Source organism: Flavobacterium hibisci, from assembly GCF_020026925.1.
GTDB classification, from domain to species: Bacteria; Bacteroidota; Bacteroidia; order Flavobacteriales; family Flavobacteriaceae; genus Flavobacterium; species Flavobacterium hibisci.
Map to the genome: position 1 here is coordinate 1 of NZ_JAIQDW010000028.1, position 16,838 is coordinate 16,838.

16 protein-coding genes are annotated in these 16,838 nt (G+C 33.9%); 1 reads left to right on the plus strand and 15 read right to left on the minus strand.

Annotated elements, in window-relative coordinates:
* Positions 1-329: 329 nt before the first annotated feature.
* From K8B81_RS19365 to K8B81_RS19395, 7 genes are all read right to left on the minus strand, one after another.
* Complete coding sequence (locus tag K8B81_RS19365) at positions 330-989, minus strand: hypothetical protein (protein WP_223683196.1); 660 nt, start codon at positions 987-989, stop codon at positions 330-332.
* A gap of 196 nt (positions 990-1,185) precedes the next feature.
* Complete coding sequence (locus K8B81_RS19370) at positions 1,186-2,385, minus strand: NAD(P)/FAD-dependent oxidoreductase (RefSeq protein ID WP_223683197.1); 1,200 nt, start codon at positions 2,383-2,385, stop codon at positions 1,186-1,188.
* A gap of 80 nt (positions 2,386-2,465) precedes the next feature.
* Complete coding sequence (locus K8B81_RS19375; protein ID WP_223683198.1) at positions 2,466-5,264, minus strand: AsmA family protein; 2,799 nt, start codon at positions 5,262-5,264, stop codon at positions 2,466-2,468.
* An 11-nt stretch (positions 5,265-5,275) separates the two neighbouring features.
* Positions 5,276-6,094 carry an MlaD family protein gene (locus K8B81_RS19380; protein WP_025571731.1) on the minus strand — a complete coding sequence of 273 codons (819 nt, stop codon included), beginning with the start codon at positions 6,092-6,094 and terminating at the stop codon, positions 5,276-5,278.
* Between the two features lie 25 nt (positions 6,095-6,119).
* Complete coding sequence (locus tag K8B81_RS19385) at positions 6,120-6,899, minus strand: ABC transporter ATP-binding protein (protein WP_025571730.1); 780 nt, start codon at positions 6,897-6,899, stop codon at positions 6,120-6,122.
* Between the two features lies 1 nt (position 6,900).
* Positions 6,901-7,659 (minus strand): MlaE family ABC transporter permease, encoded by a 759-nt coding sequence (locus K8B81_RS19390; RefSeq protein ID WP_223683199.1) that lies wholly within the window; start codon positions 7,657-7,659, stop codon positions 6,901-6,903.
* Positions 7,660-7,900: 241 nt separating this feature from the next.
* Entirely contained in the window at positions 7,901-10,174 is a 2,274-nt protein-coding gene (locus K8B81_RS19395; RefSeq protein ID WP_223683200.1) for a glycosyltransferase, read from the minus strand.
* 347 nt (positions 10,175-10,521) lie between these two features.
* Between K8B81_RS19395 and K8B81_RS19400 the strand changes: the two genes are divergently transcribed.
* On the plus strand, positions 10,522-11,610 hold the full coding sequence (locus K8B81_RS19400) for a DNA topoisomerase IB (RefSeq protein WP_025571727.1): 1,089 nt from the start codon (positions 10,522-10,524) through the stop codon (positions 11,608-11,610).
* Here the strand turns inward: K8B81_RS19400 and K8B81_RS19405 are convergent.
* From K8B81_RS19405 to K8B81_RS19440, 8 genes are all read right to left on the minus strand, one after another.
* Complete coding sequence (locus K8B81_RS19405) at positions 11,607-12,119, minus strand: DinB family protein (RefSeq protein WP_223683201.1); 513 nt, start codon at positions 12,117-12,119, stop codon at positions 11,607-11,609. The genes K8B81_RS19400 and K8B81_RS19405 overlap by 4 nt on opposite strands.
* An 11-nt stretch (positions 12,120-12,130) precedes the next feature.
* A complete protein-coding gene (locus tag K8B81_RS19410) occupies positions 12,131-12,520 on the minus strand; it encodes a VOC family protein (protein ID WP_223683202.1) in 390 nt (129 codons plus the stop codon).
* A 75-nt stretch (positions 12,521-12,595) separates the two neighbouring features.
* Positions 12,596-12,805, minus strand: a complete 210-nt coding sequence (locus tag K8B81_RS19415; RefSeq protein ID WP_223683203.1) for a hypothetical protein — start codon at positions 12,803-12,805, stop codon at positions 12,596-12,598.
* Between the two features lie 11 nt (positions 12,806-12,816).
* Positions 12,817-13,197, minus strand: a complete 381-nt coding sequence (locus K8B81_RS19420) for a DoxX family protein (protein ID WP_025571721.1) — start codon at positions 13,195-13,197, stop codon at positions 12,817-12,819.
* 380 nt (positions 13,198-13,577) lie between these two features.
* On the minus strand, positions 13,578-14,315 hold the full coding sequence (locus K8B81_RS19425; RefSeq protein ID WP_223683204.1) for a GNAT family N-acetyltransferase: 738 nt from the start codon (positions 14,313-14,315) through the stop codon (positions 13,578-13,580).
* A 72-nt stretch (positions 14,316-14,387) separates the two neighbouring features.
* Complete coding sequence (locus K8B81_RS19430) at positions 14,388-14,717, minus strand: Crp/Fnr family transcriptional regulator (RefSeq protein WP_223683205.1); 330 nt, start codon at positions 14,715-14,717, stop codon at positions 14,388-14,390.
* Positions 14,717-14,992 carry a cyclic nucleotide-binding domain-containing protein gene (locus K8B81_RS19435; protein ID WP_223683206.1) on the minus strand — a complete coding sequence of 92 codons (276 nt, stop codon included), beginning with the start codon at positions 14,990-14,992 and terminating at the stop codon, positions 14,717-14,719. The genes K8B81_RS19430 and K8B81_RS19435 overlap by 1 nt, the downstream gene beginning before the upstream one ends.
* A gap of 355 nt (positions 14,993-15,347) precedes the next feature.
* A complete protein-coding gene (locus K8B81_RS19440) occupies positions 15,348-16,706 on the minus strand; it encodes a hypothetical protein (protein WP_223683207.1) in 1,359 nt (452 codons plus the stop codon).
* Positions 16,707-16,838 lie beyond the last annotated feature (132 nt).

Consider the following 16,838-nt stretch of genomic DNA (forward strand, 5'->3'; position numbering starts at 1 on the left):
TTTAAAGACTACTTTTGAAGCTATACACACACCGCAATTTAATTAAATTGCAAGAATTAGGAAAGCGAAAACTTTCCTTTTTTTTATGCCACAAAAAAAGCTGCCTCACTTTTGAGACAGCCTCTTTATTTGAATTGCAGTATCGCAAATTTTGAAGATTTAAATCGAAAAATGAGGTTTTTTCACAGCCTGACGTTCTGGTACTACAGCGGGTTTGGGACTAAATTAAGCCGATTCTTTGGATTTGCCAAATTATACAAATACAAAGCCATTTTTCCATTAAGCCTATTGCCCAAATCCGTTGTAGTAGCTGTTGTATGCAGTTGCTTTTATTTAATTCTTTCTGCTGTAAACTTTTCTGCGATTATAAATGGTTGATTCAGATTAAAATCATTTGGGCTTACATCTTCATTTCCAAATATTAAAATTTTTGACTTTGGTTTGTCTGCGAAACCTTTATCTTTTTCTATGATTTCATTCTTTATTTGAAAATTTAATTTATGTTTTTCGCATATTTTACGAATAGGCTTTTCCAAAGATTTTGGAATACAGATTGTTCTTTTTGAGTATTTCTCATAGTATTCCTCATTATTCCAAAAATATTCTTTTACAGCAATCCAATTTCCCGTTTCTTTTTCCAAAACGTTACTAATGTCACCAATAAATTCACTTACATTTTCTGGTTTGTCTTTAATTTCGCATTCAAGTTCATTTTCATGAAAAATTAGTAATAACGGATGTTTGTCCAAGATTTTCATTTTAACGTATGGCAAAGTTAAACTCCAAAAAAAACCATCAAATTTTTCAGTATTACTACACGTTAATTTCCATTCTTCATATTCAATTGGAATATCATAACTATTTTGATTAATTGAAAGTACCATTTCAAAAGTATTATCTGAAGTTCTAAAGCTATATGTTTCAATTTTTAAATCACAATCGTTATAAAAATCTTTGTCGTTGGTTTTTTTTATAAGTTCTTCTATCATAGTGGTTTCTTTGCAATTGCATACAACTCGTTTATATGCGAAACAAACATTCGCATATCTACCCAAATTTAGGTGTATATACGAAGGTTTGTTTCGTATTATTTTTTTTCAAATATATTTATTATTTCTTACAAATCATCAAACAGTATTTTGATTATCTAATAGGAAGGAATTAAGTTTTAAACGAATAGAAAATTTACCTTCCAAATCGGTAATATTCCAAATCCGGGTGTGTTTTGTTTTTTATAGAATCCATAATCGAATTCATGGCCATAACGCTGAAAGTGATTCCGTTACCGCCAAATCCTAAAATGTAGTGTTCGTTTACATCAGGATCTGGTTTTCCAAAGTAGGGCAGTCCATCTTTGGTCTCGCCAAAAGTACCAGCCCATGAATAATCTATTTTGAAATTAATTTTCGGGAATTTTTTTTCGAATTTATGTAAAAGAAACTTTTCTTTTCTGGGCAGAAATTTGTCACGTTTTACAGGATCTTTAAAATCTTCATCTCCACCGCCCATAATAATTCGATTGTCAGGAGTACTCCTAAAATAGAGATAGGGTTTTGATGTATCCCAGAAGATACAATTTTTAAATGCAGTAGATAATCCTGGTATGCTTTCAGATGCAATTACATAAGTGCTTTTTAAGTTCACCACTTTCTCTTTAAGGGTTTCGGTGCTTTCGTAACCGCTGCAGTGGATGATGTGGTTTGCTTTTATGGTATATTTATTTTGCGTTCGGGCAATCATTTTTTCTTTTTGATTTTCTGTCGAAACAATGTTTGTACGGTCAAAAATCTGCATTCCTTTTTCTTCGCAATAAACATATAAATCTTGCGCAAGTCTGTACGGATCCATCACGGCAGCTGTTGTGGATTCTATAGCAGCAATAGCATTTAGCCCATATTTTTCCAGATCCCATCTTTCAAGCCAGTTTACATCAAAACCATGTTCTTTTCTGGCATTAAATTCATTTTTTAAAAACGGAATATCTTTTTTTAAAGAGCAGAAATAAATGCTTTTTTTGAATTCAAAATGGCAGTCGCTTTTTACATCGTCTATAATTTTTCGGAGGTCAAAGATGGCTTTTTTTCCGTTGTTATAACTGTCAACAGCGCATTCTTTACCCCTTAAATTAATGAGTTCATGCAGCGGAACGTCAATTTCATATTGCAGCAGGGCAGTACTTGCTGCTGTACTTCCGTTGCCAATGTCACGGCGGTCAACGACAACTACTTTTTTTCCTTCATTAATAAGCTGATAGGCAATGAGGGCTCCGGTAATCCCGCCTCCAATGATTAAAATTTCCGTTTCAATATCAGAATCTAATGATGGATAACTAGTGTTCATTGCATGTTTCAAGGGCCAGAAACTTTCTGTTGAGCGTAATTTCATGTTTTTAGGGGTTTGGCGTCGATTTTTATATTATTTCGCTTGTGCTTATAGATAAGTGTCTTTTTAATATTGCATTTATTTTACTTCACTTTTTCTTTCTTTATTACTGTATTGCTTTTTTCGTTATAAACAGCACCAAGTATTTCTTTTCCTGTTTTGCTGAATATTTTTATTTTCGGCTCTTCATGAGTACCGGTAATGGTTATTGGAAAACCAACAATCCCAAATGGCGGAAGCCCCAATCGCATTCTTAAGTCCAGTAATCCGTTAAAGCTGGTTGTTCCTTTTACAGTGGGTCTAAAACTGGCTACACTGAAAGTAAATGGTTCAAGGTGAATGAGATTCTTATCAATTTTTGATTTGATTTCGATACCTTTCATATCAGGATTGTTTAGCCCATCCTGACCGGTTTTAGAACTTATTCCGTCAAATAATTTAAGGCCTTTGATTTTTACATCGCGCAGATTCAGCGTACCGCCTCCTTCAAGAGATTCGTATATCGGACTCATATTTCCGTCCAGATCACCTTTAACTTTATAATCTACAGAGATAATTCCATGCGCTTTTTCGGCGGCAGTAACCATCTCATGAAACATCGGGATTTCTTTATAAGCTCTTTGAACACTGAAATCTTTTGCACGAAAATGTGCATCAAAACGAGCTGCAGTAGGAGATTCATCTGTGTATGATGCATCAACCACCAGCGCACAATCAATAATATTAAATACGGCATTTTGCAAATAGAAATTGCCTTTAGAGACACCTGTTTTTCCTTTAAGATCGTTAAAGACAAGACCGTTATATTCGACTTTATCTGCATTTGCGGTAAGGCTGACATCTAAATTTTCGGGTATAATAACTACTCCGCTCATTTTTGGATGATCTTCTTTTGCATATTCTACTTCTAATTTCCGGTCTGTGTTTTCACCTTTTTCCAAAGCCATAAATTCATCCACATTGATCAGTTTCGATTTCATATTGAAATTACCGCTTAGTGTTCCGCGTGATTCCAGGAAATAATTGATTGTATTCAAAAGGTATCCGTTAATATCGAAATCGGATTTTCCATAAGTAGCGTAGAACTTTTCGAACCACATTTTTTCATTCTGAAACCTGAAATTCCCTTGTTTAATAAAAAATGCCTTCGGAAAAAGTTCTGATGTTGCCTTGATATTTTTTAGTATGATAGTTCCTTTATTATTCAGTTTATCATACTGTCCGTTTGTAGCATAACTTTGTTTTCCCTGAAGTGAAAGGTCTGCTTTGGCATAGCCGGAAACATCCATTCCTTTTTTCGAGAATACCTTGTAAATATTCCCCACGTTGAGTTCTCCCTTGATTTTTGCATTATAAGCCAGATCACTAAAATCTGAAAGTGCTGCATTTACATAAACCGGATTGCCTTCAAACACAAAAGAGGCAGGCGCCACAGCTATTATCAAATCTTTGTAGGTGCCAGCTTTATTAAGTGCATTGGCTACAAAAGTGATATTGGTGATTGGGTTAGGATACGAATCTGTTTTAAGCCAGCCATTGCGTAATGAAATTCCGCCAATGGTTTTTGGGAATAGTTTTTTTGAAGTACTAAATTTACCCTTTGCCTGAATATTGGTTTTTAAAATCCCTTTGAGTTCTAAACTGCTTAAGCCTATAGCAGCATCTACAGTTGCCAGGTCCAATGCGCCTTTTACGCTTGCATCTACATCCATTTCGGTAAAACCTTTGCTTCGTAAATAAGCAGTGAAATAATCTTTTTCGCCCACTTTAAACCTGAATGTCTTTAGATTCACTAAAAGTTTTTCCATATCCAGTGAAGGCATAATAGCATTCACATTCATTTGAAAATCTGTTAATGGGGCAGGGGCATTCTGATAATCGATGGCGCCTTCATTAACTTTTAGATTAAAAGCCAAGTCTGGCTTTTGCTTTTTGGATACATTATAATTACCTTTAAAAGTAAAAATCAAATCACTTTTGCCAGAAATTTTGGTTTCTTCAAGCCATGTTAAATATTCTGGAGGCATTACAGATAATAAATCTTTTACAGTAGTATCCTCTGAAGCAGCTTTAATATTGATTTTGTATCCATCTCTTAAAATAGTAAATAAACCGGTGAACTTTAAAGGCAGTTTATTGATTTTTAATTCATTTTTCTGAAGGATGAATGAAAGTGCATTTGTATTTATTCGTGTAATTAAATCGGCACGCAATTCTTTTTTTCGGAGATAAGCTGTTCGGTCGTAATAAAAATCGACATTATCAATTTTTGCATCCGTATTGAGGTCGAAAATATCTTCGCTTAAGTTCCCTTTTCCAACATAATTGAAACCTTTTGCATCAACCAGAATTTTAGCCGAGCGGTCGTTGTATTTGATATGACAATCTTTAAAATCAATACGTTCCAGGCGAATTGCAGTTCCTTCTTCAGGAGCATTTTTATCCTTTTTCACATCTTTTGGAGCAATATAAATGTTATAATTGGCTTCTCCTTTTTGGTTTACCATCACATTTATATCTGCTTTTGAAACATATAATTCATTAATTTTTACTTCATTGTCGAATAATAATCTTTTAATATTTATTCCAAAAGAAACCTGTTCAGCTTTCAGCAAAGTGTCATTTTTGAAAGGTGCAGAGCCTGTAAGGGATAAATCGTCAAGTGAAACTGTGAGTGAAGGAAAGTGTGTAAAGAATGAAAAATGAGATTTTGAAAACTCCATTTTACTGTCTAATCTTTCATTGGCAATTTTTTTTACTTCAGAAGCAACAGTTCCCGGGAAAAGCAACGGAATCAAAAAAAGTAACAGCAAAATACTTGCTATTACTATTCCTGAAATTTTTGCTGTTTTAAAGGCAATATGTTTGAAGTTGGAATTCATGCACGCTAACTTTATTTATTCTTTTTTTTGTTCTCTTCAGCTTTTTTAGCTGCTTCCTCTGCTTTTTTCTTTTCTTCTTTCAATTTTTCTTCCTTTTCTTTCTCCGCTTTTTCCTGCTGTTCTTCCTTTTTTTCTTTTGCTTCTTCCAGTTTTTCTTCCTTCTCTTTTTCTTTTTTCTTAAAGTAACCTCTTAGCAGAAAGTTGCTTTTGGCAGCTTCCATATTTTCACTGAAACCTTTCGTTCCTTTTTCAAGATTGTTAAGGGTTTTATCCATAGCGTTTGCCATTCCCGGATCGCTAATTAATTTTGACAGAGCTCCGTTACCATTGTTCATACTATGACTAAAAATCGCCAGTTCTTCGGAAATTACGCTTACATTATCCATGCTTTTTTTGACGGTTTTCATAATGTCGCTCATTTCTACACTGCTGACTGAGGCAATTTGACCATTATTTTCAATTGCTGTCTGCGACTTTACTCCCGGAGATATGGTAAGTACTTTATCACCCATCAGTCCGTCAGATCCAATACTTGCCCTTGCATCTGTTTTAATAAATTCGCGGACATCATCTTTAATGACCATTCCTACTACAACGGTGGAATCATTCACCAGCTGAATTTCGTCTATAGTCCCAATATTGATTCCGGAAAATCGTACATTATTACCAACCTCCAATCCGCTTACAGTTTTAAAACTAGATGTAATTCGGAATGTAGATCCAAAAAGATTTTTTTGTTTTCCGATAAAGTAAACTGCCAGTATAAAAAGCAGTAAACCTATTGTTACAAACATTCCTAATTTCCAGGTATATCCAGATTGCTTCTTCATGATCTTTGTTTTTGGTTTTATATTTTTATTCAAAGAATGAGCGTACCCATTCGTCTTCACTTTTTTCTAATTCTTCGTAAGTTCCTTCTGCCTGTATGGTACCTTCTTTTAAAACGATAATGCGGTCAGCGGTTAATTTTGCACAAGGCATATCGTGTGTAATAATGATTGCAGTGGTTTTTTGCTTTTGTTTGATATCTAATATCAATTCGCTGATCTCTCTTGATGTAATTGTATCTAATCCTGTAGTGGGTTCATCATATAAAATAATTTCAGGCTTTAAAATGAGAGTACGGGCCAGGCCTATTCTTTTGCGCATTCCGCCTGATAATTCAGATGGCATTTTATCAATTGCATCGGTCAGTCCTACACTATCGAGCGCTTCTATAACTTCCTTCTCCACTTCATCCGCACTTAAATCGCGCTTGTGTTTTTTAAGGGTAAAAGCGAGATTTTCTCTTACCGACATCGAATCGTATAAAGCTCCGCTTTGAAACAAAAATCCAATTCTGACCCTCATTTCATTGAGTTCCTTTTTTTTAAGTTCCAGCACATTTTCATCAAAGACTTTTATTTCACCTTTATCAGGCGTGATAAGTCCCACAATGCATTTTATGGTTACCGATTTTCCGGAACCTGAGCGTCCTAAAATAACTAAGTCTTCGCCTTTGTTTACGGTAAAATTCACTCCTTTTAAAACCTGGTTATTTTTACCAAAAGTTTTATGCAAATCTTTGATTTCGATTATGGGCGTTTTTTTACCCGCTTCGGCTGTAGGTTCTATATTTTCTTTTTCCTTTATCATCTTAAAAAAATAAATCGGTTATCTGAACGGCAAGCATATCAATAATGAAAATCGAAAGAGAAGCTGTTACAACTGCAGAGTTTGCAGCCTTACCAACGCTTTCTGTCCCGTTGGAAGCATTGAATCCTTTATAACATCCAATCATTCCAATAAAAAATCCAAAGAAAAAAGTCTTTATAGTGGCCGGAATCAAATCCAGAAATTCAAGTGACTGGAATATCTTTGTGATGTATCGGTAAAAGCCCATGTCACCATGTATATTGACACCTATATAACCTCCGAAAATTCCAATAGCATCTGCAAAAAACACAAGAATGGGAACCATTAAAGTGGTAGCAAGGATTCGGGTAACGACTAAATAATTATAAGGGTTAATGGCCGAAACTTCCATAGCATCAATTTGCTCGGTCACTTTCATAGATCCTAATTCGGCACCAATTCCGGATGATACTTTTCCGGCACAAATCAAAGCGGTAATTACCGGAGCAATTTCACGGATTAAGGAAAGGGCCACCATACCAGGCAGCCATGATTCTGCGCCAAATTTTACTAAGGTAGGTCTTGATTGTAAAGTAAGTACCAGCCCCATAATAAACCCTGTTATGGCTACCAATGGCAATGACTTATAACCAATAACATAACATTGTTTAAGGAATTGTCTGGTTTCATAAGGCGGAACAAAAAGCTCTTTAAAAAACCGGACTGCAAACATTGTTGTATTTCCTATATCTTCGAAAGTATTTTTTAAGGTTAGAATCAAAATCTTTAGTTTTAGAGTTATGTGTTCTGAAAATCAGTTTTTTAACAATTTTATATTGCTTTTTAATTATAGTTGAAAGTTACCTCGATACTTGTTAAAATTCTTTACACAACTTTTTTGCAACCTTATATAATTTTCATTCTGTTACAATAATTATATAAGAATGACGTTTGGGACAATTTTAAATAAAAAAAAATCCCTTTCGCTAAAAAGGGATTTTGGTTTGAAATATATAAGCACTTTAAGAATTTATAATCAGGTCAGCCTTTGTTTTAACAAGGTCAATTACCTTGCATTCGGCTTCTTTAAAGTTCTCCATGATTAATCTGGCTGTCAGATAACAAACAGTTGATTCTGCACCCTGGTTAAGATTTATATTGTCTTTTTCAAGGCCGTCATAACCGCCTCCGCTAACCGGATTATACATAATCTGATTTAAATGATTTTTGCCTAAAAACCAGTTAAATGCGGTTTTCATATATTCTTTGTATAACGGATTTTTGAATTCATTATAAAAGCCGTTTAGTGTCTGTATAATGTATGAAACATCAATTGGCTGTTCTCCATATTCCTGAGGTTCTGAACCTTTATGATACCATCCGTTATTTGAAATAACTTTGAAACCATTTTTAGTAAACATTTTTGACAGAAGGAAATCCAGTGATTCCAGTGCTATTTTTTTGTAAATAGGCTTGTTGGTTACCAAATAGGCGTACAACATAGATTCAGGAAGGATTCCGTTTCCGTAGGTTAAATAATTTTCGAACCATTTCCACTCTTCGGTAGCATGGATTTCGTAGTTGGAAACCAGTTTTGCATTCAGTTTATTAACAATTGCCGAAACATACAAGTTTGGGATTGCAGAATTGTATAAATACAGTCCTTTTGTGGCAAATCCGATGGAACGCGGTGACTGAATCGTTTCAGCCCAAGGCAGGCTTTTCAGAAAACATTCTGAAGCTTTTTGTACAATGTTTTCCGGTAAAATATCTTTTAAGGCAATTACGCTTCCTAATGCCCAGATTCCTCTGGCGTTGGAGTCTTCCAGGTTTACCTCTGCATTTTGTTCGATATGTTCTCTGTTGTGTTCATCAACATAATTAATGAAACTTCCGTCTGGTTTTTGACAACGGTGAATAAAGTCCAGATAAATCAGCATATAAGGCAAATCGTCTTTGTCGCCCGTCAATTTATAGTGCATTCCAACGGCTACCAATGCTCTGGCGTTATCATCCAAGGTATAACCAGAAGATAAATCCGGAATAGAAATGTTACTGAATTGAATCATTCCTAAATCGGTTGTCAGTTTTTTAACGTGTTTCAGTTGAATTTCAGGATAATCGAAGTCAATTACGGTATCGTTTTCAATTAGGTCTGTGTATCTGCTCATGTGTGTTATGGCAACATTTTCCCATGAAGATGCTCTCATTTTACGAAAAGCATTTTTACCCATTTCCTCTCTTAGATTATCATCAGAAAGTAATTTAAGTGTTGCTTCAGCAAACTGATCAACATTTCCGATATCAACTAAAACACCACAATCTGAACTTAGGACTTCTAAAGTATGAGGAATTTTTGATGCAACAAGAGGGCATGCGCAGCTCATTGCATAAGCAAAAGTACCGCTTACAGCCTGATTTGGATCTTTTGAAGTAAATAAATAGATATCTGTTGCTTTCAGGTAATCCAAAAGTTCATTTGTTTCTAAATATTGATTGATGAAACGAACATTGTTATGTAAGTTTAATTCGTCAACAAGGGCTTCTAATTTATTACGGTAATGATCAACACCATCTATAATTAAATTAGGATGTGTCCTTCCGATAATCAGGTAAAGCACATTGGGCTCTTTTTCTACAATTTTAGATAAAGCCTGTAATCCTGTCTCAATATTTTTTCCTTCACCCAAAAGTCCGAAAGTAGAAAGTACTTTTCTGCCTTCCACATTGAATTTTTGTTTGGCCTGTTCAGGTGTTTCATAAACCACAACGTGGGTTCCGTGTGGTACGCATGTGATAATGTCTTCCTGAATGTTATAATCTCTCATTAGGATTTCCTGAGATTGATTAGTCATCACAAAAACAGAATTACTGTAACTTAAAAGTAATTTTACAAAAGTTTTTAATTCGTTATTTGGATTTTGAATAACACTGTGAAAAGTAAAGGTTACAGGTTTCTTTATAGCATTTAAAAACTCTAATAAATAATCTCCATAGTTGCCGGCAAATAAACCAAATTCATGCTGAATGTGTACCAGTTTTACCAAATCATCATTATTGATTTCTTCGGCAACTCTTACATAATCTTCCTTGTCATTTGTATTTAATGTAAAAGCCTGAGTTGGATTTTCTTTGGGAGATTTTACCAGTTCACAAATTTCACAGCTGATTGAGTTTCCATATACGTCCATAATCCCTTTGATGGTATCTTGTGTATAAGTGGCAATACCACATTGAGTCGGCGGATACGTTGACATGAAAATAATTTTCGATTTAATAGTTTGTAGCGTTTTCATTGGGATCATTTTTATTTCGTTTAATAAATCATTCGGTTTATATAAGAAGTCAAGGATTTTAATTGTTTTGTAGTTAAATTCCTTACTTAATTTATTTTGATATAAAATTATTTTAGAAGCAAGCCTGTATTTAATCCAATCAGCTAAAAAATTAACTCAAAAGGTTTTAGATGGGAATTATGTAAAACTAAAGGACTTGTAGAAAGTGTTTTAAAGTTAAAAAAAAAATCAATAGGATTAATACTATATTTTTTATTGTATGATATTTATGATTAGTTTAAAAAACTGCAAATCAGGTATTTGGTTTTTGGATATCCCTAAAAAATAAGCCCTAATTATATACTAATATGAATACAACTACAAAGTCCCACGATAAATTAATGACCCTTTTAATCACAAAACCTGAGAAGGCTATAGAAAAATTAGATTTGGTTTATGTAAGTGATAAATCGATGCCCATAGAGAGATGTAAAGAAGGAGATGTTTTTGTTTATAAAAAAAATGGAAGGCACATTAAAAAGAAGAGTGAATTAAAACGCATTCACAGTCTGGTACTCCCGCCTGCATGGGAAAATGTCAGGATTTCGGATTTGTCCAATGGTCATCTTCAAGCAGTAGGATTAGATCAGAAAAACAGAAAGCAATATCGTTATCATCCAAAATGGAATTTAATCCGCAATCAAACCAAATTTTATAAAATAGCCGATTTTGGGAGAATGCTCCCGGCTATTAGAAAACAGGTCGATTCTGATTTAGAGAAAAAAGAATGGTCAAAAGAGAAAGTCGTAGCACTGGTCATTCGTTTGATGGAAGAAACCCATATCAGGATAGGAAATGAAAAGTATGCGAAAGACAACAAATCTTACGGGCTTTCTACCCTGCGAAAAAGGCACATTAACATTGATAAAAATGCAATAAAATTTGAATTTACCGGCAAAAAGGGCATACAACATACGATAACAATCCGAAACAAAAAGCTGATTAAATTAGTCAGCAAATGCGAAGAGATTCCGGGCTGGGAGGTTTTTAAATATTACGATGAAAATGGTGAAAAGAGAATTCTGGACAGCCATATGGTCAATGTATATCTGCATGAAATATCAGGAGAATATTTTAGTGCGAAAGATTTCCGGACATGGTCAGCATCGGTTATTTTCTTTGAAGCATTAATGGAATTAGGAATTTCAGAAGATGAAAAGGAAATCAAGAAAAATATTTTGACTGCTTTTGATGTTACTGCTGAAGCTTTAGGAAATACCCGAAATGTTTGCAAAAACTATTATGTACATCCTTTATTGATTTCAACTTATGAAGACGGAACGATTAAAGAATATTTTGAGAAGTTAAAAAAAAGCCGCAGCAACAGACAATATTTTTCCCGTACAGAAACCGTATTTTTAGAAATGATACAGCATTATCAGCCGTTATCTGTTTAAGCTTCCGGATTATTTTTTAATGAAGTATAGATATTTTTTAGTTGATATGTATGTCTTTGCGTATGAAAAACTCCAAAGCTAAGCAGTTCATAAATAGTTAAATTTCCTATTCCGGGTATTTCAAAATCCATGCAGGTAAGCGTTAAATCATAATTGGTGGCTATGCTCAGCGTTTCATTTTTGATTTTTTGGAGTGTGGATAGCAGATCAATTTTGTCGTATTCTTTACTTTCCGGATATATAAAATCGGGGGAATCATATTTTTTATTCAAATTAAGAAAAATTTCTTTGAGTGTAGGAATCTTAGCATTCGCTGGCTGATCTAACTTTTTGGTATTTGAACCGCAAACTTTAGTAAAGCCAGATGTTGCTTTTATAATATGTCGGGTGACCTGACCAGCTGTCCAGCTTCCTTCAAACGGAATACGATTAATCTCTTCTTGTGTAAATAGAGAAATTGTTTCATTTAATTGTTGAAAAGTTGTGGTAATTTCTTGTTTTAATTCCATTTTCATAATTTTTAATTAAGATGCGCATTATTTACAGAGGTAATCCACCAGACATTTCCAAAAGGATCGGTTACGCCACAGGTTCTTCCGTAATCCTGATTGCTTAATCCCATTACAGAAACAGCACCATTATTTATTGCTTTCTGATAGGTTTCATCTGCATTATGGACATATACAAATAAGTTCGCAGTTTGTTTTGCCCAGTCAGCAGTTTCATCAGTTACCATTATGGTACTGCCGTTTAGGGTAATTTCGGCATGCATGACAGTGCCGTCTTCCCTAAATGATTTTGTAGTAGTTTCAGCAGCGCCGAAAACTTTTTTTGTAAAATCGATAAATTTTGTAGCGCCCTGTAAAATCAAATAAGGCATAATAGTCTGATGTGCTGCCGGTATATTCATTTTGTACTTATATTAAAGTTGAAACTTAAAATTACGATTTTTATTTATTATTTTGTTAATCAGTAAATTAAGGTTTTATAAAAGTACTTCACACTTAAAGCCATGTGAATTTAGAAGTTCGATTATTTTATGATTTGAAATTTCTGAAGCATGGATACGCAGAATTTTATCGCAGTCCTCCAGATCAAAATTGATGACGCTGTTAGGGAAATGTTCAAGAAGCCGCCCTATAATCATTTCTGAGTGTGCTGCTTCCTGAACATTTGTTTTAAAAACTTCTATCATCGCAATTGGATTTATATAGAACTGTTTTTAGCACGTTCTATTTTATGATGATAGATATAAGAAGTCATTAAAATGGCGAGAATGATTAAAGGAAAGAATCCCTGAAAATCCAATCCGTCAACTGCAAAATGACTTATTGATGCGAATATAAAGTCGAAAGCAAAACCCGCATAAGCCCACTCCTTAATACGATTTGGTACTTGTGGAATCACTAATGCCAATACGCCCAAAATTTTGAAAACGACTAATGCATTTCCGAAATATTCAGGATATCCTAAATGTCTTATTCCTTCTTTTGCAAGTTCAGTCTGTGAAGTCAGTGCCGGCATAACACCTTCAAACAGAAAAATAAGAATGGTCGTAGTCCAGAAAATAATTTTTTCTTTTTTCATTGGTTTGTTTTAAAAATAGTTATTAGTTAATTATTCCATACAAATCTACCATTACTATTTTTTTTATGAAACAGGTATTTCTGACTATTTTAGGGGCATTTAGGACATATTGATGATTTTGGAATTTGAAGAAGAAAGAGAATAGAGAAAGAAGAAAGAAGAAAGAGATCTGCTTAAATCTGTAGAAGCTACATGAAATTTCTGATAATGCAATCGCAATCTTGTCATTTCGACCTTTTGGGAGAAATCACATAAGAAGCTCGACAAAGATTGGCGATTTTGATTGTGGAGTTCCTAGTGTGATTTCTCCTCCGTCGAAATGACAAAAAAACTTTTTATTCGCATTTTCGCTTAGAGAATCCTTATTACGTGTTTCCCATTCATTCGGTTTCCAAAACATAATTCTTAATCAAAAATAAATCCTCAAAACCTAATCTGTTGTAAATAGCCTTTCCCATTGCTGAGGCTTGCAAATGTGCGGTTTCGGCATTTAAATCGATAGAGATATTTATGGCAAATTTCATAATTTCCTCTGCGAAGCCTTTTCTGCGCATTTCGGGAATTACGCCAACACCATGAATCCCCATATCTTTTTCTGTTTGGTAAAGCATAAAAGTTCCGATTGGTTTTTTATCTGCAGAGACCAAATAGAAATGTGCGTTTTGATAATCCTGAATCAGAATGTCTTTTCTGATGACGTAGCCAAAAGCATTGGGATAAACCTCTGACCAGATTTTGGCATCTTCCTCAGTAATTACTTTTTTGAAAGTTAAATTATCCTGAAGTGTAAATTTTTGATTCAGCTCTAAAAACATTCCAATTTGTTCCGTTTTGATTTCAAAACTGTTTTGTTCCAGAAAATGACTGGAATTACTTCTAAAAATATCCCAATACGGAATTACCAAACCTGGATTGTTTTTTACAATTTCAATGATTTTTGAGAGATCATTTTCTTTAATATCTTCTCTAAACCACAACTTATTAGGCCAGCCTGAATTTTCTATTTTACAGTATTCGATTGCATCCTGTTTTTTGTACGCTTGGAAAGGAACTCCAACTGTTTTCCAAAAGCCGGTTAGATTGTCGATATTATCTTTTATGAGATTTATATTTTTCATTTTTTAATAACGAAATTAATAATACAGCAAAGATAAATCTAGCCTTATTGAAAAACCTTTACATATGTTGATTTACAAATCTTTTTCAACGCTCTTCCTGATTCGGCTTAACTGAGTAGGCGTGATTCCCAAATGCGATGCGATATGCAATAACGGAATACGATCTGCAATATCAGTATGTTTTTCAAGAAGTTGTACGTATCTCTCAGTAGCGTTTTGCATAACGAGCGCAACTTCTCTTTGCTCTTTTTCGATAATCCAGTTTTTTTCCAAATGAGCGATATAGAAGTTTTTGAGATCTTCATTTTCGTTAATCAGCTTCATATATTTTTTATAGTCAATGTTGATTATTACACAGTCTTCCAAAGCTTCAATTGTAAAATTTGAAGGCGTTTGAAGCATCAATGAAACTTTAGAACCTGCGAATGCATTTCGAAAAAGAGATTTTTATTGTAGAAATTTCCCTGCTGATCTGTAATATATGCTCTCAGGATACCTTTTGCTATAAAATGAAGGTTTTTAGCAATTTCTCCGTTTTGTAGTAGTGTTTCTCCTTTTTTAAGGGTTTGGAATTCTGAGATGTTGTCAATCAGCTTCCATGACCTTTCAGAAATAGGGGAGTAACTCTGAAAGGTTTGTTTTAGGTTGTTGAGGTATGTTTCTTTATTGAAAGTCATAATTGTTGGTTTGACATAAAGTCAAAAAAGCTTTTTTCAAAAATAAAGAAATACGGTCATACTATGTCATTTTGAGAACGAGAAATCCCATAAGCTGCTTAACAATAAAAATCCAGTATTTGTTGACGTTTCTTACGAAGATCCTTCCTTCGTCAGGATGACAAAAATGACTATAAATCTGCTTAAAAATTAAAATAACAATATTTCCTGAAAACCGATGCCCTAGCCCTGATAGCAGCTACATCTTTTTATGGTGGAGTTCACCATAAAAGATATGAGCATGAAACAGCTCCTAAAAAAAACGCCATGAAAAAACTAAAAGTCCCATAGCATTTTTAAATTTTATCGAAATGTGTTATTCGTAACAAGTGTAATCTACCTTGATGGTTTTGGCTTCATTATCTTTCGTGAAACTGTAGGTATCTACTAAATTAAAGTCATCTAAATGAATGGTTCCAAAAAATTTGTAATCATCATTTTGATCGGCGCGTTCTGCTGCGGAAAAATATTTTTCAAAGGTCCTGTCGTCTTTTTTTTCTATTTTGGATTTTCTGAACTGAAGTACTTCTTTGTCCTGATAGGAGGTATAAGTATGTATAAACGGAAACTTGTTCTCTGCACCGCCACAGTTATTGGACCACACTACATTATTGATATAATAGGAGATACAATTATTTTCGAATTTTTCTTCTGCAAAAGTATTCATATAAGAAAACTTGTCATCTGCCATAAGGGTATATGATTTTTGTAACAGTTTACCATTCTCAAGCCAATATACTGTTGTTTCATTTGCATCGCCAACGTTCCCGCTAAATATCACTTTGTTATCATCGTAGTTAACTGAACAAACCATAGTCTGATCCTCTTTCATGATTTTTGTAAGCATACCATCTTTGTAAACGAATTCTTTTTTGCTGTTGCTTTTTCCTTCATCTTTATAGTAGGTCACGGCTGTGGGAAGTCCTTGGTTGTTAAAAGAAACACTTTTTAAAGGAATCCTGACACCTTTCTTTTTAAGGAAGTAAGAATCCAGCGTTTTTAATTTTGCTGTTCCCTGTTTAAAAATGGCTTCATCATCTAATTTAATATCTGGAATAGGTAGGGAATGATCGCTCAACAATGCTTTCATAACTTCTTTGGATTTGGCAGTAATTTTATTTTTGCCTTGCAATGAAGCAACTTCCTTTTTGTACTTTCTGGTATTGATAACGTATGAGGATTCTTTTTTCGATTTCAATTGTTCTGCTACAAATTCAGTTGCCATTCTTGTGCCTTCCTTTACTTGTACTTTATCATCCAGTTTTCCGCTCCAGTAAGCAAATGCCTGAAAAGACTGGCCGTCTCCGGTAATATCTAGTGTTTGTTTATTTTCGAAAAGAACATAGGTGTATTTATTGATGGTAATGATTTCTAGGTTTTCTTTTGGAAAATTACGATTCAGTTCCGCTTTTTCAGAATTGTTTTCATTGCCTGCATAGACAGTATTTCCTTGTGAAGAATATTCGTTTACATCGACCAGGAAAACATACTTTTTACCTTTTTTAATCTGCAAAGTATCGGGTATTATTTTTTCTTCTATAATTGGCGCTGCCATTGCGACTTCCTGAACCGCTGTGGTTTTAGGTTTAGATATTGGCTTTTTTTTACCTTTTTTCTGGGAATAGCCCTGAAATGAGAGTGTTAGTAGAAGAACTAATGCTAGTAAATGTTTCATTTTGTATTTGTAATTAAATTTTTACAAATATAAGTCTTTTAATAAATTATTAAATAATTATCTTACAAAATTTTAATAAATAGGTATAAATACCTGAATTTCAATACGTATAAAAACGCTGCAAAACGTAAA